This is a genomic window from Bacillus manliponensis (assembly GCF_000712595.1).
In the GTDB taxonomy this organism is placed as follows: Bacteria; Bacillota; Bacilli; order Bacillales; family Bacillaceae_G; genus Bacillus_A; species Bacillus_A manliponensis.
Genome location: NZ_JOTN01000026.1, coordinates 23,368 through 47,958, shown reverse-complemented (window position 1 = coordinate 47,958; position 24,591 = coordinate 23,368). Strand labels below are relative to the sequence as shown.

Below are 24,591 nucleotides of genomic sequence, written 5' to 3'. Positions count from 1 at the left end.
TAAGAAGCTGAATATCTTCATCTTCTTCATTCCCATCAACTCTTAATTTCTTTTTCACAAGGTTCAACATTAGGATTCACCGTCCTTTTCTGCTTTAGAACCCTGTGTCTTCTTCTCTTTTGGAGCTGTCTTTGTTACATTCTCACTCTTTTCAAGAAAAGCAACGTTGTATTCCGAGTGAATAGATTGTAAGAACTTAACACGCCTTGCTATTTCTTTGAATCCTTCTTTCGGGTACATATCCCCTTTTTTATAGAACGTGTTATCATGTTCCTTTTCTATAAAATCATTCAACACTTTGTAAGCCATAAAGTTTCACCGCCTTTTCATAAAAAGTAGCCACCCTTTTATTAAGGAGTAGCTACTACTTCAGCAATTCGGAATGCTGATTTCAATTTAATTTGATGATCGAACCAGGCAGTAACAACAAATTGTTCGATACCCGTTTTAACATCTTTATCACGCTCAAACAGTTCACCAATATCATAGTTTGTATGTGAATAAGAGAAGTCACCAACGATAGGTTTTGTTGCTGCATCCACAAATACAACTGGTTTACCTAAAATTTGCTCTGGTTGTGCTGTATATAATGTCGCGTTTCCGTTTGCTAAAACCTCAATCATTTCGGAATAATCTACATAAGACATAACAATTTTTGCATTTTCACGGTAATCTTCATGTAAGTCCGCAATAGCTGCTTTGATTGCCTTATATAAATTAGCACCTTTTATTGCTTTAATAGCCGTAGCACCTGTTTGATAGAAGCTCATATGCTCTTCTCCAGCTTTAGGAGTAGTTGCAAATTGTACTTTCTTCTCTTTTGCTGCAACACCAGACTTAAGGGCACTTTCCACATGAGCGACAAGGTTTGCATCGGACCCATTTAGTATAGTTTCAGATACACCTGCCATTACTTTAAATTTGTGACGTCCAAACGAAACCGTATCACCACTAGATTTTAACTCTTTTGCCGTTTCTTTATCTGCAATGAAATCATCATTATCTAAAGTGAATGACAATTTAGGAAGCTCTAAATTTGTGATATTTGTTAATGTTGAAATATCACGAATAGGATTCTTTACATTTGGCTCTGTAATAATGTCTTGAGACACCGTTTTCGGTAAAAACTTTCCACCGCCTGTAGTAGCATCATCACCTAATGCTTGACGTACATCTGTTGAAATTGTTTTTTCTCGCATTGCTGCACGAATTAACTCTGCCTTAGCCGCAACTACTTTTTGTTTTGGATCTTCAATACGGTTAACACCTTGTTGAGATGTAAATTGTGCTTTTTGTTCTGCTTCCATACTGTCATGTTGTTCTTTAATAACATTAAAACGCATTTGTAAATCTTGTTTAGACTTCTGTAAAGCTTGAATATCCTCCATTGTAGCTGTTGTATCAATAGCCTTTTGAGCAAGTTCACCCTCTACTTTTTGTAATTGTTGACCAATTGTAGCTAAGTTTTGCTTTAACTCAAATAAAGTATTTTTTGAGAAAAATTGAAAGTTACCGATAGATAATTTAAATTGCTTTTTCATAAATGAATTCCTCCTAAAATTGTATTTATATATTCCGCATTAGCTTTTGCTTCTTCAGCAATCTTTTCACGTAATGCCTTTTCATCCACACTCATTGTTGGTGTAGAGGACTGCAAATGTAGCAATTGTTTTGGAACATTTTGATATTGTTTTGCCCACTTATCATCAAACGCGTAAGCAACAGCTTGATTGGCTTCCACAATTTCATCACAAAGCCCTAATTCTAAACACTGTTCAGCTGTTAACCACGTATCTTCCTCGAGCATTTCGGACAAGGTCTCTTCTGACATCTTGTCACCTGCTCGGTCTAAATAATACTGACACATCGCTTTACTAATACGCTCTACATCATCAGCCGCCTTTCGTAATTGCTTAGCATTACCCCAGGCTCCTGTCATTGCATGATGTATCATCATTAGTGAATTAGATGGCATAATAATGCGTTTTGAAATCATTGGTAAGACAGATGCACAAGATGCTGCAACTCCATCAATATGTGAAATAATATCTGCCGGATGTCGTTGCAACATAGAAATCATGGCCATTGCTTCAAATACACTACCACCTGGACTGTTAATGTACAGATTAATAGTTTCAATTCCATCACCCAAAGCTTCTAATTCATTCTTGAAAATGATAGAAGAGACCTCACCATAGTCTTCCCATGCATATTTTGTAATCTCACCGTAAATAAAAATGTCTGCTGTATTTTTGTTAGCAGACATTTTTATCTCCCAAAACTTATTACTTTGTTGTTTTTTGTCCTTATGGTCATCTTTCAAATTTTTCACCTCCTTCAAATAATCCTCATACCAATCAAACCAAGAATCGATTTTTTCCTTCCAAAAATCTTTATCTGGTCGGGTCTCATCATTGTTCAGATTTTCATAGCATTGTTCTTTTGATGTTTCTATCAACAAAAATTCAGAATTTTTCCCTTCTAACTCCTCCTGAAGTTTATTAGTTATTTTAGTAGCAAGAATGTATGCTGTGTCCATTTTATCGTCTTCTGCAGCCATGCTTATTATTAATTCTCGATATTGCACCACATAAGGAAGATGGTTATCGCTGTACACATGTGAGTTTCGATTAGATATCGATTGCATTATCAAATCATAATCAAAACGTATATCATTATCGCTTATGCTCTCATTAACATACGTAGATTTACCCGCACAAGGTGGCCCATAAATAACTTTTATTTTCAATTTTCATCACCACCTTTTAAAGATGACTTTCGTTGAGCTGGATCCATATCAATTGGATATAGGTCACCACTCACCCAAAGTTTCGAAGCATTCCCACCACGAGGTGGTTTATCTTCCATTTCACGAATATCATCTTGCGATAACCATCCACTCCTAATTGCTGCCTGATAATACGCGGTCCTTGCTGCTGTATCTCCTCTTAACAAACCACCGAGATTAAACTTAAAGTAATAGCCACTTTCTCTCTCAGCTTGATTTAACAATTTGCGATTCATTTCATGCTCGTATTGACGCACTATAGGGGTTAAAGTCATTTGCACAAACTGAATCATTAACTGTTCGTTACTACCATAGCTTTGACCCTCAGTATCATTTAAGAAAGATACAGGCACATTAAAAACGTTAGCAACTCGTGAACGAGTAATCCGTTCTGATGCTAACGTATCTGATGCAAAATATTTACGATCAATACCCTCAATGGTTACACCTGGTTCTCTAAACAAAATGCCACCGTTTTCTTGATAAAAGCGCTTAAAGTCGTCCACAATTTCTTGACGTTTCTTTTCATCAACCTGTGCATTGTAAGTAAGAATAAAACTATCCTTCTTCTGCATTTCCGACAAACTAAATTCTTGTACCGACTTGTCATACTCTAAAGTGTTTCGCAATACATCAAGAGGACTAATTCCTTTCCATCTTGAAACACCTGTGATGTGCTTAACATGAAACATATTCATATTGTGTATATAGTAAGTACCACCGATTCCCCGTACTTCATACCACAAGTTATTATCATCAGTATTCAAAAAAGGGGTTACATAAGCTGAATCAATTGGTATTAATGCTTCTACTTGCATTCGAATGTCACGCATAATAGCTGCATATCCATTCCCAGCTTCATTTCTCGAAACTTCAAGTTTGTTTATCCATTCAAATCCTGTCATGTTTTGATTTGGATTATTAATCACTACATCAGCTGCTTGGTTCATAACAATGTCATATTTTTTATAAAGCTTTAAAGGTAGTGATGATATGGTGTTCGATAATCGACTGATGACACTAAAAATCGTTTCATTTGTAGCTAATTTTGAGTTGTCGATACCCCAAAACTTTCTGCCAAACCATGAAGAAAAGTCATAAATACTACCTTTCCACCCTGCTGCTGCACCTTTTGCTGCTGCCTTAAAACGATTAAACAAATTCAAGTTCTCACCGCCTTTCAATTTCATTTTTTATTTAAAGAGATCATTTACTGATACAAACGAAATATTTCCATCACCTTGTGGTTGCGACAACATCGGAATTACTTCTGTATGAGCATTTAAAAGTGCTGCAAAACCATCAATTTTTCGATATTTGCTCTGTTTGGATGGTAAAAAGTTACCATTCCTATCCTCAATAAGCTTCACATTGTTCATATACCAACGTAACAAGCGGTTTTTATTGCTTATTACCTTACCATCTAATAATAACTCTTTCACATCTTTTAATGCCGGACTTAACGTTAAATGTCCTTGACGCACTGACTCCGTTTCGAATCCGTATGCTTTCAAATCTTCATTTAAACGGTAGGCATTTGCTGGATCATAAGTAATTTTTTTTATGAAATACTGCTTGGAATGTTCTATAAACCAATCATAAATGTACTCATATTTCACATATTCACCAGGGATAATTGTAAGCCAACCCTTTTTTTCAAACTCTTTATAGTTAATGCCTTCACTATCCTTATCCACTTTCGCTTGTGGAACCCAGCTATGAGATAATACAAAAACACTTCTATCTTCTAAAGGAAACTCTAAGCAAGCACTCGTAAAATCTTCCGAAGATGATAAGTCATATCCACCTATGCATTCTTGACCAATTAAAGACTCGATTTCTACGGATTTTTCATTCCTCTTTAAAACCTCAACGCCAACAAATGACATTTCATCATTATCCACAAAAATATTAAATTGTTTAGTAATCCAATCAGCTTTTTCTGCTTCTGTATGCTTGTCTGTATTCCAATCGTCAATAAGAGATGGTAGGTCCAATGAAACACCCATGTTAGGATTTGCTTTAATCCATAATTCTGGGTTTTCAATTTCATCTATACTGTCCATTTCAGCCATGAAATAGAACTTTCTATCCTGGTCGATAACACCTTCCAAAACATCTGTTGCAATTTCGTAGTATTGTACAAGTGGTCCTTCAAGTTGGTAACCTGCTGTAGTGATATAGACAATCATCGGTTGTTTTCGTGCACCACGAGATTTTTTGATAACGTTAATTAATTTAAAGTTTTTAAATTCGTGTATTTCATCAAAAATACCCAGATGAGTGTTCAATCCATCTAGTTTTTTACTATCGGATGCACGCGGTTCAATCCTTGAATGGGTCTTATCATAAAAAATACCTTTTTGGTTTTCTCGTAAATGTTTTCGAAGTCGTGGCGACTTTTGAACCATTGCACGACTTTCATCAAAAAGCTCTCCGGCTTGCTGTTTGGTATTAGCCAAAACGTAGACACGAGCTCCTGGCTCATTATCCTTTGATACAGCATAATTGGATAAACCAGAAATCATTGTTGTTTTTCCGTTTTTCCGACCAATAAAAATAAGGCCCTCACGAAAGCGCCTGTATCCTGTATCTTTATGAACCCATCCATACAAAGAGCCAATAACAAAATGTTGCCACGGCTGAAGAACTAAGCTTTTATAATCCCCTTTTGATGGACGACAAAACTTTTCAATATAGCGGATAGGTCGATGTGCTTTTTCTTCATCGAATACCCAAGGAAACTCTTCTGTTCCCTGTCTTCCTAAGTCATTCAAATGTCGCTGGCAAGATAGAATATTTTTCTTACTTGCTTTTATGTTACCTTTCACCACTTGCTCCGCATACCAAGTTGTTCTTAATTGTGGAGATGGTCTTTCAAGAATATAAAAATGCTTTACCTGTTCACTACGCCATTTTTTATACCATTTGGCTATTTCTGATGGCTTAGAAGTCGTCGAAATCGTCGTCGTCATCTTCAACCACTACTTTAGGTAACAAATTAAACAATTTTTCATAAGCGGATGTATACCGATTAATCATTGTGTTATAAGACTTTTGCGCAGGGTTCTCAACTTGCATGGATTGTGACCCTTGTTTAAACAGGTAAGTCGGTCCTTTTGTTTTAATATTATCTTCTAGTATTTCAAGTGTAATTGTCATAAAAGCTACCCGTTCAATTAATCTTTTTGCAGATTCTAACCTTTCTTCTGGAAGATCCTTGAAAATTTCGAGTAAACGGTTCATTTCTTGCTCTATTAATTCATCCTGTTTTTTCTTTGAAATTTTAGCCATTCACTACCCCACCTCCCTATTCATAAAAGGTACCCCCCCTCATGTGAAAAATTACTCGCGGTACGTAAGCTCTGGGTCGCCGGTCTGGAGAGATTTAAAAAATAACTTTAAAGGTAGGGGGGCTATGTTAACTCCTTGTTTGCCCTTACCTTTACAACCGGAACCCTTCGTTTTTGCTTCTTACTTTTCTTTCCTCCACCCTTTTCAGGATGTTCTTTGTTATGACACGCGTTGCATAAGCTAACTAAGTTATCCAAAGTAAGCGCAAGTTCTGGATGATCAGTACGCTCTTTTATGTGATGAACCATATCAGCAGGAATAATAGAATCATATTTTAAACATTCCTGGCAGAGATAGTTGTCACGTATCAACGCTAACTTCCTACAGTCTCGCCAAGCTTTACTATCATAGAACTTCTTTGCTTCTTTGTTGCGTCTATACTTGTCATACTGTTTGTGGTTAACCATAGTTCATCATCACTTCACTCCTTAATCACAATAGGATGATTGTGCTGTATGATCTTTGTATTGATTAGTTTCTCTTCAGGTTCCATGTGTTCGATGTGAATGTAAGAACCTGATTTACAATTGTTGTTTGTCTTCCAATCAAAGCTAACCCTTATCTTCTTATCTACTTGCTTACCTTTGTAATGTACAACTGGTACAGCGTTGATGTCTGATAGTGTGATAGATAGTAAATGATCATGTTCTTTCCTTGCCTGGTCGTAACCCTCATTCATACTAAGTACTCTATCTATGTCACACGAACAAATAGCCATGCCCTTTGTTGAACTGTTTTCTAAAATGAGACGTAACATATGAATCTGTTCGTCGATTAAGTTATAGCCCTTACAATTAGTAGACATCCTTCTTCCTCCTCTCAAAATAAAAAGCACCCTCATCGGATGCTTACATTTAACGCCATTCTTTTTTGTAGTTTACATATGGTATGTGAAGTTTCATTCTTCTCTCAGCCACCTGTCTTACCTTCCACCAAGTAACTGAGAGAAGAGCAAAAGCTCTCCTGCTTTTCAATGGTTATTTAATCAACACCATTGCCGGATACGGATTTAATGTTTGAAAATAAAAAGACATACCCAGAGCCGTCCAAGACAAGAATACGTTAAAAGAATCTTTGTAAGAAGCGTTTTCCGCCACTTCTCACAATACAAATATAACATGCCTAAAAATCAAATTCGTTCGCAAATAGTTCGCAAATAGTTCGCAAAAATCCAATGGAAATTTAAATTAACCCAAAAAGAAACGTATTTACAGCTTCAATCCATTTAGTATCCGTAATTATACTTGTTGTTAAACCCAGCAATCCTTTGGATCCAATATCATATAAATGACCAGCTAATTGTTCCAATTTCCCTAGCGAAGGTTCACCTTGCTGCAATTCAGTTTCAATTTCATCTGTAATAGTTGATACAGTTTCAACTTGTTCTTCACTAATAATCCCTTGTTCTAATGCTTTTTTGATAATATCATTAGACAACTCGCCTGTAGATAACGTTTGAGTTATGACTTGTCCTAATGCAACGTTTCCGTTTTTAGCAGTTATACTTCCGTAGTTGATAATTTGCAACGATGCTGCACTTACTTTATCTTTCCCCTCAACTTCATCTTCAATTAAATCACTAAGCTTATCTTTTAAATTTTCTAAACAAGGAAAAAGAATTTGATAATTCCATTGGCTAATGTTGTCACTGATTCTACTGGAAGCGAAAATACGAAAAGCATAATCTTCAACACTAAAATTCTCATCTGTTGCACGTTTCATAAGTTGGAATACATAAGCTATTTGTAAGTCTTTATCCTCTGGCAACCTTAAATCAAACCGACCAGTTACTCCTACATTTTCAATATAATCAAAATCCACATTCGTAAGAAGATAAGGATTAATAATGTAACTTAGCACCTTATTTTGTGTAACTAAATTAATTAATTCCTTTACTCTTGCTGAATAAATTTCATACCCAGCAGATTGTAACGAATAAATCGTCTTTTCAAAATCTCTTATTGCTCTTTTAATTTCGGTTTGATGGAATTCCATAATTTCTAGTCCCCTTTTCTATTATTTATCCTTCTATATCAGTTTAACATAATTAGAAATTTTTGAATTCACTATAAACTAGAGTGTGTTGAATTAACCCCCACCGCTTCCCCTTAGATATAGCAAGCTTTACAGCAATTTTCGAAAATGAATTTGACATGTTTCTTTTTTAGCTAATTCTATAATTCACAAAAAAATAAAAGCTTAGATTCTAAACTTCTCTTGATAATCATTTAAGGTATCTTGTTCGATTCCAACATACCTTAACGTTTCCTTCTGATCGGTATGGTTCAACATACGTTGCAATACAACCACATCTTTAAACTGCTTATAATGATGATAGCCGTATGTCTTTCTAAGTGAATGTGTACCAATACGTTCTAAACCAAACTCTTTTGCTGCTTGATTCAAAATTACATAAGCCATTGACCTAGTAAGAGGTTTGTTCTTCCCATTACGACTTTTGATGAGAAATTCATTTGGCTCCTTTTCTTTTATATAGTCTTTTATTGCTCTCTTCAGTTCAGATGGCATTTTTACTTCTTTAATCTTCTTTGTTTTCTTTTCACGAATATAGATATTCCACCCTTCAACATCCTTAACACGTAAGCGAAGAATATCTGAAATTCGTAAACCTGTATTAATGCCGAGAAGGAACAGAATGTAATTTCGTTCACTCTGCTCCTTGAAGAATTCTTTTATCTCTTGAATCGTTTCTTTATCACGAATTGGTTGAACAATATTCATGCTTTCTTCACCTCTTTTTGTTTCGTTGCTTTCTTATACACTTCTACTTTGAGATTAAAAGCTAATCGTAAAAGAGCCGAACCTTTTAGCTTGTAAAATTTTGTTTTCCCAACACCCAACTCCAACCAAATATTTAAATCTGTTTCCGGTTCCTCTTCCATATATCCCTTGAAAATAATGAATCTTTCATCCGGTTTTAAATTATTGACACCATTAATTACCCAGTTCATATACTCGTCTCTTTCTTGTTCTAATTCAATACGTTCAAGCGCAACATTTTCAGTTGAACTATTAAACTCATTTGTAAAAGTTGGAGGAACTTCTGAAAAAGACGTAGTAACTTTCGGCATAATATCATTCGGCAATGTACTTAAGCATTCACGGTAGTTTTCTAGTACCTCTTCAACCGCTTTTTTAGTTTCCTTTGAATCTACAACTGGCATATTAAAAAATAACTGCTTTTTCATAGTAAAGCCCTCCTTATTTATTAATTCTATTTTTGTCTTAAAGCTCCGCGTCTTCTTTCATATCTTGGACCATGCATCCCCATTAAATTTTCAATATCCCTTCTACTCAGCTGCTCCTTACGTTTTTTCTTTTTCCGTTTCTTCTTTTTCGGTTGATTCGATTGCTTTTTCCATTCCTGCAATTGTTCCTTGAATGCTTTCATTTCCCCCACATCTCCCTTTTGCAAAATAAAAAGGACACCACTCACAGGACAGTAAAAGTTACTGTTCTAATGAATGGTGTCCTCTAGTTTTCTAGCCGGACTATATTCAAAGGATTATTTTGTTCAGTTTTCAATTACTCTCTTGAAACGTTTTACACATTCTCCATCTTCAAGTGTTTTGTGGCCAGTAAATACTTTTAAATCTCTAGCCCATACCTTACCTTGTTCATCCTTGTAAATTACAAGATCACTTGAATCCCATTCAGCTGTAGCAATCATTACTACTTGATACATTCCACCTTTGTAGTGTTCATAGTAACTACCTTCAATCACTTCTCTTTTTCCATGAGCGCATTTCTCACATTGGAATTGATATATATCTAGATTTTCAGGAAAATAGTTATTAGCTCCCTTCCCACAAGCACACCACATATGACTTAGATCATCTCTATATTGCAAACTACCATCTTCTTTTTGCACTAAAACTAACTCACCTTTGAATTCCATCTCTCATCCCTCCACATTACTTCACTGAAATTATGTCATTCAATGCTCCAAACTTTGCATTGGTTGCATTTATCCATAAATCAACACGTTCTTTATTTGTATCGATTCTTCTCTTTGCTTTCTTAATCGCAAACTGCGGATTAAATGAATTTACGATACCATAACCAGTAGTCGCTTCAGATACAACGTGCATACATAACTCTTCGTTAAAATAGATCATTAAGTGCACCCCGTTATGCTCACCTATATATTCACCTTCTACTATTTTCTGAGTACGAAATCCTAAGTGATTCATTGGAATCCAAAAACGTGTTAATTGTTTTGCTTCTGGTTTAATAAGCATCTCTCATCCCTCCGCATAATATTTTCAAATCCGCACATACTATAACTGTGCCATGTCGTACAGCCATGGCAACATACTATTAGTTTCCTTACAGTTGAGCAGTTAGCTTTTGCTAGCTGCTCTTTTATGTTTCACCTTTTCATTAATTTTGCATATGTTATATTAAATCTTTTCACTCCTTGTTTACCCTTGAACAATGTTGTAAAGATAGTCACCTACTCAAAGAGCATTTTTCGAAGATGCTCTTTTCTTCTGCATAATATTTCATTTGTTGTACATACTATAACTGCACTGCCTTTACAATAGGAGTAGGAGCGATGTATGATTTACCACTCTCTGGTACGGAGCAGTTAGCTTTTGCTAGCTGCTCTTTCACATTTTCACTTACTTCGCATATACTAATTGAGAATTGTAAACCTTTGTACTAAGTCGTACTGCTAAATATCGGGCATATCTTTGGTCAAAGGCGAGTTAAAACTCGCCTTTTTTTTTATTTAAAGTCACCTTGTCCACACTTTTAATATTGTTTTTGTATATATTAATATCGAGGGATTCTACCCTTACCTCTATTTTATGGCAGTCTTTTTCTTGGAAGAGCGTTCTTATTGAGCGCTCTTTTTTGTATTAAAATGAAATTTTTATACTCATCAGTCGTCTAACATTTACAAAACCTTAACAATTAACATATATCTATTCTTTTGAATATATGTTACCCTAATTAAGTCAGTCAAATTATTCTCTCTTGAAGATTCCCCTTTAAGACGCCCTAACTCCCCCCGTATAGTTAGGGCTTTTTCATTTTCAAATAGCGTTTTTATAAGAATTTAATATATATAAAACGTTTATCATTAATCCGATCGGTATATACATCATGTTTCTTAAACAACAGACTGAATATATTCTTCAATAAGTATTTTTTAAAAGATTTCTTTATATGAGGAAGATCTTCCCAATACCCTTTTTCTTCCTCTAACTGACTTTCAACGAATCTCCAACCACCTCTAAGATCGATGACATGTGTTGCAAAGCATGTTCTTATTTCTTTAACTTGAAACTTCCAATCTAAAACCGCTACAAATGGCGGAATCGTTTCTGAATACGGCTTTACAATTTCTCCATTATCAAACTGAAAATATAGCTTGTACAAAGAATCACCTTTCTTTCAAATAACAAATTTATTTAATCCATCCCTGTTTTATTAACTTTTGTGTAGATTCTTTAGCTAATCGGACCGTTAATTCTCCGCTTTTTCGCCGAAAGAAAATTAGATTTGTAACCACATTTTTAGCATTTAATCCTCTTTCCCATCTAAATGTTGGATCTAATCTACTACAGTAAGGAAGCGACATTCTATTTTCCTTTATAGTCATGTTTCCAATAGCGCCCCTCATTTTTTTGAAACGTTTGTAATCTTCATTAGCTGCTTTACACACATACAATGCTAATTGCTTTCCTCTTGCATACCGCATCTCTCATTCTCCCTCTCTATTCAAATAAGGATTTTGTCTTAATTTTGCTTAATATAGTTCGATTTTGTTTCAATCCATGTATTCTCATCAACTTCGATACTTACTATATCCATTTCGCTATCGAACCCTACAACTCTACCGGATACTCCTTTTAATGCTCCTTTGATTATTGTTGCGTGAATATTAACCGTTACTGTGTTCATCTCTCATTCCCCATTTCTTAAATAATGATTTAATCACTTAATGTACAACTTCACTTTCCTCTTCAAATATCCAATCCGTATCAACGTTTTCAATTGGTGGCATTTCTCCCAAGCGCTCAAATGCTATCTTTTTCTTTTTTGCAAGTGATTCATCTAAATTGCTTTGTCTCTCAAGGATTCGTCTTAAACCTTCACCAACTTTTGCTAAAACCCTCATTGTATCTTCCTTAGTACTTGTTGCCATCAAAATCCTCGAATCAATCGGAATGCTTATAGCATGTATACCTGATGTTACTTCCGAAATATTAATAGAATCACTTAACGGGATTGCACAAAAACGATATTTCCCTACTTTAATTTCATGGCCCACTACAGGCTCCCATTTATCACACGCTAGATAAAATCGTTGTGTTTGCTCATTCACTGTGATCTTCATTCCGTTCCCCTCCAAATTAACTATTTTGTATGGTTTTAACCTTCTAAATAAAGTGACTCTACATAAAATCTACACCCGCCATTTATGTCATCTTCCTCTTCTGCATACATTTTAGTCAGACTATTCGCTGCTTCGGATGCTCTTTCGCATGTCTTATAAGATCTATACGGACGTGTTGTTCCATCGTCTTCCTCTCTCATAACGATATACACAGTATCTGTTTGCTCTTTTTCCTCTACTTGTTCAATTAACCAATCGTAATCGCTCTTTATAATTAAAACTGTACAAGCAATTTCAGTGATATTCTCTTTAATTTCATTTAATCGCTCACTCATCTTTCATTCTCCTTTTCTACCGAATAACGCTTTGGTTATAAAACTTACGCCCAAATAATCCAACCCACTCCAATACCGATTAAAAAAGTTGTGAGTCCAAATCCAAGGATTGACAACATAATTTTTAAAACTTCTTCACCTAATCCATTAAGCATCTTCTATTACCCCATTTCTCTACAAAATTCAAATTGTATTATGCTTTTTTAGGATTGCTTTTCTTCTTTAATTCGTCTTTTATTACACCAATAGCATAGATATGGACCTTCGTGTTCCCATGATGGCTTATAGAAAGTAACAACTAATTTATTACATTTTGGACATTCTTGTTTACTATTTTTCATAATTGCTACCACCTTGATCCTTAATCTTTTGAATCGAAAATTTAGTCATAGAGTTGTATAAGCACAATTCAGACTTTGGATAATATACTATTTCAAATAACCTAGTAGTCGATTCAATATAATAAATCATATATTTTTCCTCACCATCATCTTTTTCTTCAGTAAAAAAGTTATAAATTTTAGCCTCTAAACGAACACCATTTCTATCAAATTCATTTTGAATCACCTTAGGAAATTTAGAATATATCTCTTTTAATATAGACATTTTACATTCTCCTTTTTCTAAAAAATTGTAATGACATTTTCAATATCCTGATGCCAATCGTTTAAAATTCTCTTCATTCTTTTCCTTATACATAGCCACAACGTCATCCCATGTAAATCCAGCACGTTCAATAATTTTTAAAAACACATCCATAATGATTAGCAATGGATTTTTCGCACCTTGCGAATCTTTATACTCTACTTTTCCGACCAAATGATTTACGTTCTTATCGATATGATAAAACGCTTTATTAAAGCAATTTACTTTGTGCTTTGGAATCTTAATAATCTGTAACTGTTTTTGTAATTTAAAGTCCATTGCAACAGATAACCAAAAGTGAAGAATGTCTACCATTTCCTCTAAGAAGGATTCTTTCGGTTGTTCAAATTTTTCCGACCACATCTTAAAAGCATTTGTTGTATTCCATGCTTCATTCACTTCATTTTTTAAAGCAAACACTTTGTTATACATCGCATCATGACGTTTATAATTTTCTTTATGTTTCACTTTAATATCATCATCAAGTACCTTTTGCATTTGAAACAGTTCTGATAAATCGATTGCTTTGTTTATCATTTTATTTCTCCCCTTCCACAATTCCAGATCTAACGAAAATATTTCTAAATGCCTTTGCAAACTGATAGTTGTCAACTGCTTTTGCACGACGTTTCAATGCTTTCCTCATTTTCTTTTTCTTTAACTTCGGCATACTAGCATCCCCTCACTTTTTCGTCTTTAAGCTACACTTTCTGAACTACCTTGAATACCGTTCAGCATACCTGTTAAACCGAATTGGTCTAATACAAGCATGGCAATCTCAATTTGATGACGTTTCAATTCTTGTGCCATTTTTCTAATATCCAATCTTTTCTTCCACATTTCATGGAACCGGACCATTTCATTTTTATTCCACAGAAAGTTGGCTTCCTCTAAAGCAATGTATAAAGTTAAGGGCCATTCATACTCACTTTTATTTCTTATGAATTCCTCTTTTATTTCTCCTAACCCCTTGTTCCTTGCTCCTATCCTATAGGTATCTACTTGATCCAGTACCAGTACAGCAAGGTCTATTTGCTTTCTCTTAAACTCTTTTGACATCCTTGCAATACTGACACCACTGTTCCACATATCCCGAAAACTCATTACATCTCTTTGGTCCCATAAGAAATTAACATCTTCCAAAGCAACATGTATCTGTAAAGCTGTCATTCTTCTCTCTCCCTCACCAGAAGATTGATTATTTTATCTTTTCAGTATTCTTTGTATCTACGCGGTCTACTTTCCCATTAATCCAAACAGCAACTTGCTCTCCAAATCCACTTGCTGGCGGTTCTACAGAAATGACCCGACCTTCTTTCACTACGTAGATTCTATTTTTGGTAACGTCAATCTCAGCTCTCATAGACGCATCTCCCTATCCCAGATATTCAACTACATTAGTAGGAGAAAAGTCCCCTAAATATACTCTTACAGGAATCGCTTCCTTACGATCTCTTGCTGCTTTACACAATTCTTCAGCTGCTTCCCATGTAAATTGTTCATCCCATGCACGATGGAAACGCCATATAGCAATCGCATGCTCCTCGAAATCATCATATCTATCATCTTGTTTGGTTGAAGGCGGTAACTCATCTGTACACTTTGCCGTACGGGGAACTAATACACGTACATCAGCATATGCAACCTTCCCTCTCCCTTGCTTGACCTTGGCTTTATTCACATCAAACTGTAAAATATTCGGTTCTACATCGAAAATGTTTAATTGTTTAGCCATCCTTTTTCTTCCCCTTGTTTTGTAATGAGATCAAGCAAGACTTCCGCTCCTTCCGTGCTAAGAACCATTCGACCATCTAATAATACAAAGTTTTCTTTTGCAATCTTACCTGTTACCAAGCAAGCTTTTTCATGCTTCTTTAGTACGATGTTTCCATTAACAGCATGAATCTCCATTGCTGTTCCTACACTCAGACCTAATGTTCTACGCATTTCAACTGGAATAACTACACGCCCTAGCTTGTCCACTTCTCTTACAATCCCTGTATCCTTCACGGTTTCTCCCCCTTATTTTCAACTAGCCTGTTGCTGTTTTTTCAATTCCATTTCACGTACTTTTGATTCAAAGTAATCCACCCATTTATTCCAACGATCCCAATACGTTGCCTCTTGCTGCTGCGCTACTTCACAAGTACAACCACTCGTTTCAATTACACCTGGATATGTCTCTTTACGAATAATTCCCGTGTTATTGCAAACTTGACACATTTCACTCACTCCTTTTAAAGTTTCTTAATCTGTAGTTATCACCATACATTTCAAGTAACTCTGCATTTTCCATCATCCTACTAAAATCTCTTTCGCCGTACATTTCTGCTAATTCATCTATATTAAAATTCGTTGTAAATAGTGTACTTTTACCAATTCGGCTATCTACAATCTCATTGGTCTTGGTTTGTTGCCAAGTAACGCCCTCTTTATCTTTTTCTGTAAACTCTGCTCCGAAATCATCAATAATAAGAACATCCACTTTCGCAAGAATTGTCATAAGCTTATCCTCTGTTAATTCACTGTTCCTGCTCCATGTAGACTTAATTTTCGTGAAAAGCTTATTCATTTGAATAAACATTGCACTATGTCCCTTTTTCATAAGTTCTTTTGTAGCTGCTACACATAAATGACTCTTACCCACTCCATAATTTCCAGTAATAATCATGCTTGTTGGTTCTTCTTTGTTATAAGTTGTAACGAAGTTCATAATTATTTCTTTAGCATTCGCTAGCTCTTTTGTAGGTGGTACATAATTATCAAAAGTAGCCTTCTTTAACTTGTCATTAATCAAACTGTTATCTGCAAACGAATCATACAGATGAATAACTTCATTTTTCTTTTTAATCGCTAATGTCTCTTTAGCTAACCTTTGATCTTCACTTTCCACTGATTTGCATTGTGGACAGAACTCCTCATTTGTTTCTGTATCAATCAACATCCGTTTACTACAAACATCTTTAAACTTGTCTTTTCCAACTATAAATACGTTTTTACATCTATTAGCTGATAGCACATAACGTTGGCTAGCGTTTTGAGAAATCATATTTTTTGATGAAGCTACTATCTTTGCCATTGCTTGCATCATTAGAACCTCCTTTAATTACACCTTTTCGTACTGACTTTTCGTTTAAGTAACCCTCAAATTTAGTTCCGAACAATGTTATTGGTCTTAGATATATACTGAAGTCTGGATTATCAAGCCACTGAGATGTTTTTATATCGATTACCTTTTTGAAATCTAATAAATCAAACCCCTCTTTCCATCTAGCTTGTATTACTTCACGTGTTTTTTTGGATGTATGTCTGTAATTTGTTTGAGCTTGAGAATTTAAATAATCTACAATTTCTTGATAAGGAATTGATTCATTTTGAGTGTTGTCCTGAGATTCTTCAGGACTACTCTCTTTCTTTACTTCTTTATCTATATCTTTATCTAAATCTTTATCTATGTCCGTGACATCCTTGTGACGTGTCACGTGACTGTCACGTGACATCTCTAATTTCTTTTGTTTCTCTTTTGCTCTTTGCTTTCGTTTACGCAAGTTGTTCCCTTCTCTTATTTGCTCTAATTTTTCTAAACTTTGATGTTTACCCCAATTTATAACGTTAATATAATGATTTTCATCAATATGAATCATCCCAAACTTTTCAAATGTACTTAATGCCATTCGGACTGTATTAAGTGGTCTATTAAAAAGCGCTGCAAGCATTTCCTCTGTATATGGAATATTCTCATTAAGAAAAATATATCCACTAGCATTTATCTTTCCAGCTTGAGCTAGCAGTTTTACCCATATAATTAATAATGTATCTGCTTCGGGCATACTTTCGATAAGACGGATTTTCTCATCCTCAAACATTGTTGTAGAAAGCTTGATCCACTTCACTTGTACTTCAGACACTATCGTTTCCTCACTTTCCGTGTTATTATATACATAAGTTATTTTTTGTTAAGGACCCATTGCAGTGGGTTCTTTTTTATTCTTTTGACCAACTAGTCACATCACTCTCTCCAAAACCGGATAATGTGCACGACGAACCATTTCTACTTTCACACCGCGAATTTGTAAGTCTAGAATCATCTTTCGAATACGTTCACTTTCCTCATCATATTTTTCTTTTTCTCGATATAATGAAGCCTTTTCTCTTCGCGCTAAGCGTACTTCTTTTACCCAAGTTTCGAATTGTTTCTGATTATTTTCTTGTAAAGCTAGTTTTTGTTGTGATTCGCCATATTCTATAAACTCCTCCACTATTTCAAGTTTCTTAGTGTCCCTTTCTAAAACCTGACGGGATAAACTCATAACGTAAATTCCCCTTTCTCATTCTTAATTTTTTATTCTCTTCTTCCAGACGATCATGCTCGTCCAAAATACGTCCTATAAAATTGCATACAATTGTTACCACACCCAAAACTGACACCACCGCTACCACAAAAATGAATAAGCTTAGTGAATTTTCCGGGTCCATTTCATTCCTCCTATCTTTGTTCTGATAACCATTCAAGTAAGAATTTTTTGGTTTCCTGCGCCGGAAATAACCATTTGGCACCAACTTTATACTTCGGAAAACGAGGATCAAAGAAAAATTCTTTTTGAATGGTACCCCATGAAAGGCAAGTTCTTCTTTTTAATTCATTTGTATCCCAAAATACAAGATCAACCTCAACTTCTTTGATTTTCTCTTCAACTTTTTCCAGATACATTTCCCTTACTTCTTGCTCATCAATTTGAATACTAATCATGGGTCTTACCTCCTATAATTTCTTGTTATACTAATCGTGGTCGCCAAGCACTTATGTAAGAGATTGCTTCATTAAAGTCTCTTTGGCGAATGTTACAGTAACTATTTACTGCAAACGCTGCTTTCACATCTTTCCATGCGGCTGCGAACAATTTTTTTTTGCTATCGTGTACGACTTGATTAACTGTACCGTCATCCCATAGCTTGTACACTCGACGACTAAGGGCATTTCGAATTGCTTGTTGCTGACTGTAATCTACTGTCATACGTTCATTTACTGTTTGCTCTAGCTGTTCAACTCGTTCATTGAGCTGTGTTGTACCTAATGCAAGCAATTGTATCTGATCGAATGGGTTTGTTGGAGCTTGTAAATTTCGTTGCTTTAATACATTTTCCATTTCCTCAAACCTTGTAACGTATGCTGCTGTGAAAAGAACTCCTTTTTCTCCAGTTAACTTGTTTGCTACCATATCGCAACCTTTTCTAGTAAGAAGGTAATTTTTATAGACTTTATTGTTACCTTCAGTTGTATAATTCGTTTCAATGAAGAAATCTTGAGAACGCAATTTTGCGTTTTCTAAAACTTGTATGTAATTCTCGATACTTCTTAATAGATCAGCGTGACGTTTATCCACCATTTCGGCTACTTCTCGACTTTCTACTAATAATTGACCGTTTTTGTTGAAAACTTTTAATTCGTTCATTGGTTTACTTCCCCCTTTTAAAAGTAAATCACAGGTTTACTTTAACTGTTAAAAAAAAGTTCTTTCGGATCTTCCTCAAGAGCTTCTGCAATTTTTTGTGCTAAGTCTATTTTCAAGGTTCGTTTTTCATTTTCAATGTACCAGTAATGCATTTTCGTAATACCAACTATATTGGCAACATCTTCGCAAGACATCCCTTTTTCTAATCGTTTTTCTTTTAGCTTCAGCAATTTCTACCACTCCTTCCGTTGCCGTTGATTTCATTATAAAGTAAACCTATAGTTTATTTCAACCCCTTTTTTATAAAAATCATAAAAATTTCCCTCTTGTGGTAAACGCACTGTTTACTTTATACTTTATGGTATAATTACAAACACTTTTTAGAGTGAAGGGGACGTTAATAGTGATAGGGGATAAGATTAGAGAACTAAGGAAAAGTAAACGAATAACTCAAGAGCAATTAGGCGATGCCATAGGCGTATCAAAAATGGCTATCTCGTATTTTGAAAAAGGAAAAAAATCACCAGGACGTGAAACTTTAGAGAACATAGCAGATTATTTTGGTGTTACAACAGATTTTTTACTGGGTAGATCGGATGATCCAGAACTTACTGAAGAAGAATATACAATTGTCACTGAAGAAGGAAAGAATATAATGGCATTAATAGAAAACCTTCCAGAAGAAGAACGTAAAAAGGCATGGGAGCAACTAGAGATGTTTGTTAATTACCACCAAAATAAAAAAGAGGATTAATAAAAAGAAGACTACCTCATACGGCAGTCTTCTTTTTTATGCTTTTACTTTCTCTTCTTTATATGATCCATCAAGACAAATTTTAAAAATATCCCCTGAACTCGTTGTCCCCAATACTTTTAATCCCACTTTCGCAGCTGCTTGTGCTAATTGCTCTTTTGTCATCTCTTTTTCCTCCCATATGTCCCGTAAAGTTTGTGAACATTTCACAATCATTGAACTTTTGTATACATCCTCTAAAAAGTTCAATGACCCTAAAAATGACGAATGACGTCTTCTGATTTAGAAGACGCCATTCTACATAATTTATTATTCAATTAGACTCCAGTTCCAGGTCCTACATTCGAAAACAATGTGATCGGAGCTTCCTTAGCCAATTGTTTAGGTTGCTCTTGTTTGTCAGCAGGAGCGAACAAAATAACTCCGGTTAATGCTACGCTTGTGATTAGCGATAAAATTTTTTTCATTTGTCATCACCCTACTAAATTATAGCATTTATGGGACATTATGCCTAGGTGTTTCTTAGGCAAAAAAGAATAAAAAATATTTTGCGAACGCTCAAATAAATCCAAGGATTCACTTAATATCTTGACATCATTACCTTTCGCAAGACCTAAGTAAAACGTCTCATATGCATCTAGCTTTTTATTTTCTTGAAGTATCTCCATTAAAATAGCAATCGCTTTTTCGTTATTACCTTTTTGTACCTCTAGATATGCTCTTTCTGATTTTGTAATTGGGTTTATGCTGTATAGATCAACTTTCCAATAGATTTTCAAGAAGTCGATTGTATTCAAAAACATGTTTTTTCTTGCTTGAATTTGCATCCCTGGACCTTTGTCGATTACCTTTATAGCCTCCTCCAAGTAGAATAAAGCTTTGTTGAAATCAGTAAACATGAAGGATTGTCCAAGTACACCATAAGCTGTTACTCTAAAAACTGGAAAATACTTTTCCGAGTTAATGTCCTTAATAATCTCATAACAACATTTTCTCATTTTATCAATTTCTCCACATGTCAAAAGACCATAAACAATTACTTCCTGTATTTTAAACTCAAGGAAATCTCGTATATATTCATCTTTTATATTTACAGTTTTTTCGATAAGTTCGTCAGAAAGTTTATTCATCTCTTTGTAATTCTCTTGGTCATATCTTACATGTAGCATTACTATGCCACACAAGATTTCCATTTCTAACGTCTTAGTTTTAAATTTTTTGATTTCTTCATTTAATTTCTTTAACAATGCGTCTCCTGAAATTTCTCCACTATATCTTAAATATAGCAACTCACAAACAACGGCCCATTCACAATTATTTGTGTTCTTTTCACTTGTAACTAGTTTGCTTAAAATATTCAATTCTCCATGAGACAATAAGTAATACATAGCATTTTTTTTATTGCCCGGTCTTTTTAAAACCTTAGAGTATGCTCGGCAGAATTCCCTTCTAGTATTAACATCGTCAGGATATACTTCTTTAAGGATTTCTCCATATTTATTGAACAACATTTGATGTTTACCTCTTAAAAATCGAGAGAGAGTCGCACTATCAATCCCTACCTTTTCAGATAGCTTGTTACGATTGATATTCCTTGCATTCATATCGTCTGAAAGCTTGTTTAACACTTTTTGCACAATATTTGTCCTCCTTGTTTGGACAACAAAAAGACACGTTAACCCCAGAGAATTACAATTAAAGGAAAACGTGTCACTAGCAGTCTGAGGTGTGGTATAATTATGTATGAGATTCGCGACAATGTTCCCCTAGGTGCTTAGGGAGACAGTGTAAGGGTGTGTCAGCACTACTTACACCGCGGGTCTTTTTACGTCCGTTTTTTTACAATTGTACCATGAGATTTCAAAACTTTCTGATTAGAATTGTTGTAAAAATGTTGAGAAAGTTTTCCCAGAACATTCTATCATATTATGATGATAACCTGATGACTTCTTACAATAATCTTGCAATTTCATTTTACCACATGTAACCACAAATTAGAACACAAGTTCTCATTTGATAACCGTATAACTATCATTTTTTTATTTTGACATAAAATCTATCATTTATAGTATATGAATATATCTACAGCTATACTATAAGCATGAAAAACTTTGGCGAAACTCTAAAACATTTAAGAAACACTCATTCGTTGCGACAAGAAGACTTGGCTCATCAAATTGGTGTGAGTCGTAGTCGAATAAACAACTATGAAAATGGCTTTTCTGAGCCAGACCTCACCACCTTGTTAGAACTTTCGGTATTTTTCGATGTGTCATTAGATGTACTTATTGGACGTACAGAAGTGTTTGAAGATGAAACATTACATAATACTCTCGTTGGTGTCCAAAGAACGTATGCAGCGTTAAATGAGCAACAACGAGAGCTCTTCTGCCAACGACTCGATTATTTTGTGAAGTTCCTAGGCGACACAATAGACGAGTTACCTTGATTGTAGAAGAAAACTTTACCAATTTCCATAAGAAAAATTTTCACAATATGGAAAAACGTTGAAGAGACTATATTTGTCTCTTTTTCTTTTTATTTTCGACAAGTATTGACAAATTATGCAAAACTTATTTGCTATGATTGTCCCCGAGTCTTACATAATTAAATTCTGGAGGGGAAAAGAATGAGCAAGAGATTGCTAGCAGCTTTAGTTTGTGGCACTTTATTTACTCTGGTTGCTTGCGGAAGTAGTGAAGAAGCATCTAGTGACGAAGTGAAAACAAAAGAAAAGATTGCTGAAGAAGTTAAAAAAGAAGAAAAGAAAGAAGTAAACAATAAACCAGCTGAAAAACCCCAAGAAAATGGACCTACTCAGGAGGAATTAGACACAAAATTAAAACAAGAAACAGAGGCAACCGCAGGGACAGATCAATCGCAACAGCAAATTCAAGTTGATAAAGTGAAAGAAATTATTGAGGATTATTCTATTGGGGAAAATGACACTTTAAATGACGTTTCTGTTGAAAATGATGAAATAAAAGCAACTATTGTATTAGCATCCAACGAACTAGTTTCTGCTAAGGATATGGCAGTTAGTCGATACAGTCAATTATCAGATGAGTTATTAAACCATGAAGGTTGGCAAACATTAACTGTTACGTATACTAACATAGGAAGTATTAGTATGAACCGTACTGAAAAGGAAACAAATGAATTGGGTGATTATTTCCCATCACTTGAAATTGAGAAAAGATTAAAATGATAAACCAAGGCACGGGGGATTATGTAGAAAACGGGAAGTACTGAAAGCTATAATAGAAAAATAAAAAGAGCCAATCGGCTCTTTTTTAAATTCCTGTTCTAGGTTCTTACTGGGTAATATCCCAACCGCCACCGCCAGGTTTGTTTTCTATTTTCATTCCTTCAGAGTCAGAATGTCTTCCCATTCCACCACCTGGACCATTTAACACTTTCCATCCACTCCCTCCAGGATCAAGTACCTTACTACCACCAGGGTCAGACACTTTATGCCCTCCTGGTTCTTTTGTGAATTCAATCATTACTTTCTACCCCTTTCTATTTTTAGAATATACAAACATTATAGCACAAACGTTCTACATTCGTAATAATTTCCTTTTACATTAATTGGTTCAACATGCTATTATTCAAATAATAACAACATGTCCCACTTTTTGTTGTTAACTAAACTAATATGTTTAACAAGGAGGGTTTGAAATGGCGAGTTTCCGAGAACACAAAAACGGATGGGAGTATCGTATTAAATATAGAGACCCATTCACAGGGAAGTTCAAAGAGAAATCTAAACGCGGATTCAAAAAGAAAAAAGAAGCACAGCTCGCTGCGGCTGAAGAAGAAAAGAAAATATTGAATGGACTAGAGATTGACGATGTACCTGTATCACTCAAATATTTTCTTCAGGATTGGCTGAAGTTATTTAAAGAGAATAACGTAAGAAAAAACACTTTAGTATTACATCAGAGGAATATTGAGAAACACATCATACCGTATTTTAAGAATATAAGTTTAGATGAAGTCAAGCCAATGATGTATCAAAATTTCCTTAATTACCTTACAGACAAAGGATATAGTAAGCGTACCGTTCAAATTGTTCACACAACAATGTACAATGCTATGAAAAAAGCTGTGAGCCTAAAAAAAATAACGGACAACCCTTGTGAAGATGTAATTATATCCAATAAAAATAAAAAAGAAGAGGAAGGTCTTAAGTATATGCGCACCGAAGACATCCCTCTTTTTCTAAAAACAGCTTATCAATATAATTATATCTATTATATCTTTTTTAAAGCACTTATCAATACTGGAATGCGTAAAGGTGAAGCTGCAGCAATTCAATGGAGTGACATCGATTTTAAAGAACAAACAATAAAGATTACTAAAACACTCGATTTTCAAGCGAAGCCAGGTGAGGATTTATTTGGTGACACAAAGACATTTACTTCAAGACGTACCATTTCAGTTCCTCAGCCATTTATGGATGATTTAAAAGCTCATAAAAAGTGGCAAAATGAGAATAAGCTTGTTCTCCAAGAGTCATATAAACACGATTTAGATTTGGTATTCACAAAAACAGATGGTAGCTTTTTACCGAAGTCTACATTATTCAATGCTTTTTCAAGAATTCTCAACAAAGTTAATTTACCAAAGCTAGAGATTCATTCACTTCGGCACACTCATGCAGTACTTTTATTAGAATCTGGGGCGAGCATGAAGTACATTCAAGAAAGACTAGGTCATAAAAGAATTGAAATCACATCAAACGTTTACTCACACATTAGTGATAAAATTGATAAAGATTCCATCTCCGAATTTGAAACATATATGAATAATATTTTGGGGTAGGATGACTTTTGGATTTTTTTGTGGGTGTTTTGTGGGTGTATTAGCACTAAGAAACAAAAAAGTGT

At 34.8% G+C, this 24,591-nt stretch carries 41 protein-coding genes and 1 pseudogene; 4 read left to right on the top strand and 38 right to left on the bottom strand.

All coding sequences use genetic code 11. The features are described from left to right. Positions 1-69 precede the first annotated feature (69 nt). The 34 genes from BAMA_RS20715 to BAMA_RS20560 all read right to left on the bottom strand — a co-directional run bounded on the left by BAMA_RS20715 (position 70) and on the right by BAMA_RS20560 (position 19,139). On the bottom strand, positions 70-309 hold the full coding sequence (locus BAMA_RS20715; RefSeq protein WP_034643126.1) for a hypothetical protein: 240 nt from the start codon (positions 307-309) through the stop codon (positions 70-72). A 41-nt stretch (positions 310-350) separates the two neighbouring features. Further along, complete coding sequence (locus tag BAMA_RS20710; protein WP_034643123.1) at positions 351-1,541, bottom strand: phage major capsid protein; 1,191 nt, start codon at positions 1,539-1,541, stop codon at positions 351-353. Further along, a complete protein-coding gene (locus tag BAMA_RS20705; RefSeq protein WP_051759043.1) occupies positions 1,538-2,266 on the bottom strand; it encodes a head maturation protease, ClpP-related in 729 nt (242 codons plus the stop codon). Before BAMA_RS20705 ends, BAMA_RS20710 begins: the two co-directional genes overlap by 4 nt. A gap of 479 nt (positions 2,267-2,745) precedes the next feature. Next, complete coding sequence (locus tag BAMA_RS20700) at positions 2,746-3,954, bottom strand: phage portal protein (protein WP_034643119.1); 1,209 nt, start codon at positions 3,952-3,954, stop codon at positions 2,746-2,748. A 27-nt stretch (positions 3,955-3,981) separates the two neighbouring features. Beyond that, positions 3,982-5,763, bottom strand: coding sequence for a terminase large subunit (locus tag BAMA_RS20695; RefSeq protein ID WP_034643116.1), 1,782 nt, complete (start codon positions 5,761-5,763; stop codon positions 3,982-3,984). Continuing rightward, positions 5,735-6,082, bottom strand: coding sequence for a hypothetical protein (locus tag BAMA_RS20690; protein ID WP_034643113.1), 348 nt, complete (start codon positions 6,080-6,082; stop codon positions 5,735-5,737). Before BAMA_RS20690 ends, BAMA_RS20695 begins: the two co-directional genes overlap by 29 nt. A 122-nt stretch (positions 6,083-6,204) precedes the next feature. Then, a complete protein-coding gene (locus BAMA_RS20685) occupies positions 6,205-6,549 on the bottom strand; it encodes an HNH endonuclease (RefSeq protein WP_034643109.1) in 345 nt (114 codons plus the stop codon). Between the two features lie 14 nt (positions 6,550-6,563). Then, entirely contained in the window at positions 6,564-6,947 is a 384-nt protein-coding gene (locus BAMA_RS20680; protein WP_235184489.1) for a hypothetical protein, read from the bottom strand. 377 nt (positions 6,948-7,324) lie between these two features. Then, a complete protein-coding gene (locus BAMA_RS20675) occupies positions 7,325-8,137 on the bottom strand; it encodes a hypothetical protein (protein WP_034643106.1) in 813 nt (270 codons plus the stop codon). Positions 8,138-8,341: 204 nt separating this feature from the next. Next, complete coding sequence (locus BAMA_RS20670) at positions 8,342-8,884, bottom strand: tyrosine-type recombinase/integrase (RefSeq protein ID WP_034643104.1); 543 nt, start codon at positions 8,882-8,884, stop codon at positions 8,342-8,344. Then, positions 8,881-9,351 (bottom strand): ArpU family phage packaging/lysis transcriptional regulator, encoded by a 471-nt coding sequence (locus BAMA_RS20665; RefSeq protein ID WP_034643103.1) that lies wholly within the window; start codon positions 9,349-9,351, stop codon positions 8,881-8,883. Before BAMA_RS20665 ends, BAMA_RS20670 begins: the two co-directional genes overlap by 4 nt. Before the next feature lie 26 nt (positions 9,352-9,377). After that, on the bottom strand, positions 9,378-9,554 hold the full coding sequence (locus BAMA_RS25020) for a hypothetical protein (RefSeq protein WP_034643101.1): 177 nt from the start codon (positions 9,552-9,554) through the stop codon (positions 9,378-9,380). A gap of 123 nt (positions 9,555-9,677) precedes the next feature. Continuing rightward, entirely contained in the window at positions 9,678-10,061 is a 384-nt protein-coding gene (locus BAMA_RS20655) for a DUF1653 domain-containing protein (protein WP_034643098.1), read from the bottom strand. Between the two features lie 16 nt (positions 10,062-10,077). Next, positions 10,078-10,404, bottom strand: a complete 327-nt coding sequence (locus tag BAMA_RS20650) for a hypothetical protein (RefSeq protein ID WP_034643096.1) — start codon at positions 10,402-10,404, stop codon at positions 10,078-10,080. 814 nt (positions 10,405-11,218) lie between these two features. Further along, positions 11,219-11,551, bottom strand: coding sequence for a hypothetical protein (locus tag BAMA_RS20645; RefSeq protein ID WP_034643093.1), 333 nt, complete (start codon positions 11,549-11,551; stop codon positions 11,219-11,221). Positions 11,552-11,579: 28 nt separating this feature from the next. Next, complete coding sequence (locus BAMA_RS20640; RefSeq protein WP_034643091.1) at positions 11,580-11,873, bottom strand: hypothetical protein; 294 nt, start codon at positions 11,871-11,873, stop codon at positions 11,580-11,582. A gap of 38 nt (positions 11,874-11,911) precedes the next feature. Beyond that, positions 11,912-12,076: a hypothetical protein gene (locus BAMA_RS25015; RefSeq protein ID WP_200874708.1), complete on the bottom strand. Its 165-nt coding sequence runs from the start codon at positions 12,074-12,076 to the stop codon at positions 11,912-11,914. 37 nt (positions 12,077-12,113) lie between these two features. Beyond that, entirely contained in the window at positions 12,114-12,512 is a 399-nt protein-coding gene (locus BAMA_RS20635) for a hypothetical protein (protein WP_034643089.1), read from the bottom strand. A gap of 35 nt (positions 12,513-12,547) precedes the next feature. Beyond that, entirely contained in the window at positions 12,548-12,847 is a 300-nt protein-coding gene (locus BAMA_RS20630) for a hypothetical protein (RefSeq protein WP_034643086.1), read from the bottom strand. A gap of 330 nt (positions 12,848-13,177) precedes the next feature. Then, positions 13,178-13,453, bottom strand: coding sequence for a hypothetical protein (locus tag BAMA_RS20625; RefSeq protein WP_034643082.1), 276 nt, complete (start codon positions 13,451-13,453; stop codon positions 13,178-13,180). A 39-nt stretch (positions 13,454-13,492) separates the two neighbouring features. Then, positions 13,493-14,029 carry a dUTP diphosphatase gene (locus BAMA_RS20620; RefSeq protein ID WP_034643081.1) on the bottom strand — a complete coding sequence of 179 codons (537 nt, stop codon included), beginning with the start codon at positions 14,027-14,029 and terminating at the stop codon, positions 13,493-13,495. A gap of 1 nt (position 14,030) precedes the next feature. Next, entirely contained in the window at positions 14,031-14,162 is a 132-nt protein-coding gene (locus BAMA_RS24245; RefSeq protein WP_084158078.1) for a DUF3983 domain-containing protein, read from the bottom strand. Positions 14,163-14,188: 26 nt separating this feature from the next. Then, positions 14,189-14,434, bottom strand: a complete 246-nt coding sequence (locus tag BAMA_RS25685; RefSeq protein ID WP_415782849.1) for a helix-turn-helix domain containing protein — start codon at positions 14,432-14,434, stop codon at positions 14,189-14,191. 256 nt (positions 14,435-14,690) lie between these two features. Beyond that, complete coding sequence (locus BAMA_RS24240; RefSeq protein ID WP_034643075.1) at positions 14,691-14,855, bottom strand: DUF3954 domain-containing protein; 165 nt, start codon at positions 14,853-14,855, stop codon at positions 14,691-14,693. Between the two features lie 12 nt (positions 14,856-14,867). Then, positions 14,868-15,227 carry a hypothetical protein gene (locus BAMA_RS20605; protein ID WP_034643135.1) on the bottom strand — a complete coding sequence of 120 codons (360 nt, stop codon included), beginning with the start codon at positions 15,225-15,227 and terminating at the stop codon, positions 14,868-14,870. Next, positions 15,212-15,502 (bottom strand): AbrB/MazE/SpoVT family DNA-binding domain-containing protein, encoded by a 291-nt coding sequence (locus tag BAMA_RS20600; protein WP_034643072.1) that lies wholly within the window; start codon positions 15,500-15,502, stop codon positions 15,212-15,214. The genes BAMA_RS20605 and BAMA_RS20600 overlap by 16 nt, the downstream gene beginning before the upstream one ends. 18 nt (positions 15,503-15,520) lie before the next feature. Further along, positions 15,521-15,715 carry a hypothetical protein gene (locus BAMA_RS20595; RefSeq protein ID WP_034643070.1) on the bottom strand — a complete coding sequence of 65 codons (195 nt, stop codon included), beginning with the start codon at positions 15,713-15,715 and terminating at the stop codon, positions 15,521-15,523. A 1-nt stretch (position 15,716) separates the two neighbouring features. Continuing rightward, positions 15,717-16,580 carry an ATP-binding protein gene (locus BAMA_RS20590; RefSeq protein WP_034643068.1) on the bottom strand — a complete coding sequence of 288 codons (864 nt, stop codon included), beginning with the start codon at positions 16,578-16,580 and terminating at the stop codon, positions 15,717-15,719. Further along, positions 16,522-17,400 (bottom strand): phage replisome organizer N-terminal domain-containing protein, encoded by an 879-nt coding sequence (locus BAMA_RS20585; protein ID WP_034643066.1) that lies wholly within the window; start codon positions 17,398-17,400, stop codon positions 16,522-16,524. Before BAMA_RS20585 ends, BAMA_RS20590 begins: the two co-directional genes overlap by 59 nt. 96 nt (positions 17,401-17,496) lie before the next feature. Continuing rightward, positions 17,497-17,802, bottom strand: a complete 306-nt coding sequence (locus BAMA_RS20580; RefSeq protein WP_034643063.1) for a hypothetical protein — start codon at positions 17,800-17,802, stop codon at positions 17,497-17,499. Next, positions 17,765-17,968: a hypothetical protein gene (locus tag BAMA_RS20575; protein WP_034643060.1), complete on the bottom strand. Its 204-nt coding sequence runs from the start codon at positions 17,966-17,968 to the stop codon at positions 17,765-17,767. Before BAMA_RS20575 ends, BAMA_RS20580 begins: the two co-directional genes overlap by 38 nt. 10 nt (positions 17,969-17,978) lie before the next feature. Then, positions 17,979-18,242 carry a group-specific protein gene (locus BAMA_RS20570; protein ID WP_034643058.1) on the bottom strand — a complete coding sequence of 88 codons (264 nt, stop codon included), beginning with the start codon at positions 18,240-18,242 and terminating at the stop codon, positions 17,979-17,981. 25 nt (positions 18,243-18,267) lie between these two features. Continuing rightward, complete coding sequence (locus BAMA_RS20565; RefSeq protein WP_034643056.1) at positions 18,268-18,945, bottom strand: Rha family transcriptional regulator; 678 nt, start codon at positions 18,943-18,945, stop codon at positions 18,268-18,270. Positions 18,946-18,986: 41 nt separating this feature from the next. Then, positions 18,987-19,139, bottom strand: coding sequence for a helix-turn-helix transcriptional regulator (locus tag BAMA_RS20560; protein WP_235184491.1), 153 nt, complete (start codon positions 19,137-19,139; stop codon positions 18,987-18,989). Positions 19,140-19,348: 209 nt separating this feature from the next. On the opposite strand from BAMA_RS20560, the gene BAMA_RS20555 reads away from it, so the two are divergent. Then, a complete protein-coding gene (locus BAMA_RS20555; protein ID WP_034643052.1) occupies positions 19,349-19,699 on the top strand; it encodes a helix-turn-helix domain-containing protein in 351 nt (116 codons plus the stop codon). A 36-nt stretch (positions 19,700-19,735) separates the two neighbouring features. Here the strand turns inward: BAMA_RS20555 and BAMA_RS25460 are convergent, their stop codons facing one another. From BAMA_RS25460 to BAMA_RS20550, 3 genes are all read right to left on the bottom strand, one after another. Then, positions 19,736-19,864 (bottom strand): hypothetical protein, encoded by a 129-nt coding sequence (locus BAMA_RS25460; RefSeq protein WP_265182758.1) that lies wholly within the window; start codon positions 19,862-19,864, stop codon positions 19,736-19,738. Positions 19,865-20,016: 152 nt separating this feature from the next. Next, positions 20,017-20,166, bottom strand: coding sequence for a hypothetical protein (locus BAMA_RS25010; protein WP_200874707.1), 150 nt, complete (start codon positions 20,164-20,166; stop codon positions 20,017-20,019). A gap of 6 nt (positions 20,167-20,172) precedes the next feature. Continuing rightward, positions 20,173-21,336, bottom strand: a complete 1,164-nt coding sequence (locus BAMA_RS20550) for an AimR family lysis-lysogeny pheromone receptor (RefSeq protein ID WP_034643049.1) — start codon at positions 21,334-21,336, stop codon at positions 20,173-20,175. A 464-nt stretch (positions 21,337-21,800) separates the two neighbouring features. Here BAMA_RS20550 and BAMA_RS20545 point away from each other — a divergent pair, with 464 nt between their 5' ends. Both BAMA_RS20545 and BAMA_RS25680 read left to right on the top strand, forming a co-directional pair. Then, complete coding sequence (locus tag BAMA_RS20545) at positions 21,801-22,148, top strand: helix-turn-helix domain-containing protein (protein ID WP_034643046.1); 348 nt, start codon at positions 21,801-21,803, stop codon at positions 22,146-22,148. 426 nt (positions 22,149-22,574) lie between these two features. Next, positions 22,575-22,907: pseudogene (locus BAMA_RS25680) on the top strand (hypothetical protein); the annotation flags it as partial. A 106-nt stretch (positions 22,908-23,013) separates the two neighbouring features. Here BAMA_RS25680 and BAMA_RS20535 read toward each other — a convergent pair. Next, on the bottom strand, positions 23,014-23,205 hold the full coding sequence (locus BAMA_RS20535) for a hypothetical protein (RefSeq protein WP_034643043.1): 192 nt from the start codon (positions 23,203-23,205) through the stop codon (positions 23,014-23,016). 175 nt (positions 23,206-23,380) lie between these two features. Between BAMA_RS20535 and BAMA_RS20530 the strand changes: the two genes are divergently transcribed. Next, a complete protein-coding gene (locus BAMA_RS20530; protein WP_034643040.1) occupies positions 23,381-24,526 on the top strand; it encodes a tyrosine-type recombinase/integrase in 1,146 nt (381 codons plus the stop codon). The last annotated feature ends 65 nt before the right edge of the window (positions 24,527-24,591 follow it).

Bases quoted from the DNA above. Each gene is read 5' to 3' on its own strand.
- BAMA_RS20695 (WP_034643116.1), bottom strand. From the start codon at position 5,763: ATGACGACGACGATTTCGACGACTTCTAAGCCATCAGAAATAGCCAAA.
- BAMA_RS20605 (WP_034643135.1), bottom strand. From the start codon at position 15,227: ATGGCTAAACAATTAAACATTTTCGATGTAGAACCGAATATTTTACAG.
- BAMA_RS20565 (WP_034643056.1), bottom strand. From the start codon at position 18,945: ATGAACGAATTAAAAGTTTTCAACAAAAACGGTCAATTATTAGTAGAA.
- BAMA_RS25020 (WP_034643101.1), bottom strand. From the start codon at position 9,554: ATGAAAGCATTCAAGGAACAATTGCAGGAATGGAAAAAGCAATCGAAT.
- BAMA_RS20545 (WP_034643046.1), top strand. From the start codon at position 21,801: ATGAAAAACTTTGGCGAAACTCTAAAACATTTAAGAAACACTCATTCG.
- BAMA_RS24240 (WP_034643075.1), bottom strand. From the start codon at position 14,855: ATGAGAGCTGAGATTGACGTTACCAAAAATAGAATCTACGTAGTGAAA.
- BAMA_RS20670 (WP_034643104.1), bottom strand. From the start codon at position 8,884: ATGAATATTGTTCAACCAATTCGTGATAAAGAAACGATTCAAGAGATA.
- BAMA_RS20685 (WP_034643109.1), bottom strand. From the start codon at position 6,549: ATGGTTAACCACAAACAGTATGACAAGTATAGACGCAACAAAGAAGCA.
- BAMA_RS20655 (WP_034643098.1), bottom strand. From the start codon at position 10,061: ATGGAATTCAAAGGTGAGTTAGTTTTAGTGCAAAAAGAAGATGGTAGT.
- BAMA_RS20580 (WP_034643063.1), bottom strand. From the start codon at position 17,802: ATGAGTTTATCCCGTCAGGTTTTAGAAAGGGACACTAAGAAACTTGAA.
- BAMA_RS20665 (WP_034643103.1), bottom strand. From the start codon at position 9,351: ATGAAAAAGCAGTTATTTTTTAATATGCCAGTTGTAGATTCAAAGGAA.
- BAMA_RS20530 (WP_034643040.1), top strand. From the start codon at position 23,381: ATGGCGAGTTTCCGAGAACACAAAAACGGATGGGAGTATCGTATTAAA.
- BAMA_RS20680 (WP_235184489.1), bottom strand. From the start codon at position 6,947: ATGTCTACTAATTGTAAGGGCTATAACTTAATCGACGAACAGATTCAT.
- BAMA_RS20675 (WP_034643106.1), bottom strand. From the start codon at position 8,137: ATGGAATTCCATCAAACCGAAATTAAAAGAGCAATAAGAGATTTTGAA.
- BAMA_RS20715 (WP_034643126.1), bottom strand. From the start codon at position 309: ATGGCTTACAAAGTGTTGAATGATTTTATAGAAAAGGAACATGATAAC.
- BAMA_RS20705 (WP_051759043.1), bottom strand. From the start codon at position 2,266: ATGTCTGCTAACAAAAATACAGCAGACATTTTTATTTACGGTGAGATT.
- BAMA_RS20625 (WP_034643082.1), bottom strand. From the start codon at position 13,453: ATGTCTATATTAAAAGAGATATATTCTAAATTTCCTAAGGTGATTCAA.
- BAMA_RS25460 (WP_265182758.1), bottom strand. From the start codon at position 19,864: ATGACAAAAGAGCAATTAGCACAAGCAGCTGCGAAAGTGGGATTAAAA.
- BAMA_RS24245 (WP_084158078.1), bottom strand. From the start codon at position 14,162: ATGCCGAAGTTAAAGAAAAAGAAAATGAGGAAAGCATTGAAACGTCGT.
- BAMA_RS20595 (WP_034643070.1), bottom strand. From the start codon at position 15,715: ATGTGTCAAGTTTGCAATAACACGGGAATTATTCGTAAAGAGACATAT.
- BAMA_RS20535 (WP_034643043.1), bottom strand. From the start codon at position 23,205: ATGATTGAATTCACAAAAGAACCAGGAGGGCATAAAGTGTCTGACCCT.
- BAMA_RS20570 (WP_034643058.1), bottom strand. From the start codon at position 18,242: ATGATTAGTATTCAAATTGATGAGCAAGAAGTAAGGGAAATGTATCTG.
- BAMA_RS20710 (WP_034643123.1), bottom strand. From the start codon at position 1,541: ATGAAAAAGCAATTTAAATTATCTATCGGTAACTTTCAATTTTTCTCA.
- BAMA_RS20630 (WP_034643086.1), bottom strand. From the start codon at position 12,847: ATGAGTGAGCGATTAAATGAAATTAAAGAGAATATCACTGAAATTGCT.
- BAMA_RS25010 (WP_200874707.1), bottom strand. From the start codon at position 20,166: ATGAAAAAAATTTTATCGCTAATCACAAGCGTAGCATTAACCGGAGTT.
- BAMA_RS25015 (WP_200874708.1), bottom strand. From the start codon at position 12,076: ATGAACACAGTAACGGTTAATATTCACGCAACAATAATCAAAGGAGCA.
- BAMA_RS20640 (WP_034643091.1), bottom strand. From the start codon at position 11,873: ATGCGGTATGCAAGAGGAAAGCAATTAGCATTGTATGTGTGTAAAGCA.
- BAMA_RS20635 (WP_034643089.1), bottom strand. From the start codon at position 12,512: ATGAAGATCACAGTGAATGAGCAAACACAACGATTTTATCTAGCGTGT.
- BAMA_RS20650 (WP_034643096.1), bottom strand. From the start codon at position 10,404: ATGCTTATTAAACCAGAAGCAAAACAATTAACACGTTTTTGGATTCCA.
- BAMA_RS20575 (WP_034643060.1), bottom strand. From the start codon at position 17,968: ATGGACCCGGAAAATTCACTAAGCTTATTCATTTTTGTGGTAGCGGTG.
- BAMA_RS20620 (WP_034643081.1), bottom strand. From the start codon at position 14,029: ATGATAAACAAAGCAATCGATTTATCAGAACTGTTTCAAATGCAAAAG.
- BAMA_RS20690 (WP_034643113.1), bottom strand. From the start codon at position 6,082: ATGGCTAAAATTTCAAAGAAAAAACAGGATGAATTAATAGAGCAAGAA.
- BAMA_RS20590 (WP_034643068.1), bottom strand. From the start codon at position 16,580: ATGCAAGCAATGGCAAAGATAGTAGCTTCATCAAAAAATATGATTTCT.
- BAMA_RS20560 (WP_235184491.1), bottom strand. From the start codon at position 19,139: ATGTCTTGCGAAGATGTTGCCAATATAGTTGGTATTACGAAAATGCAT.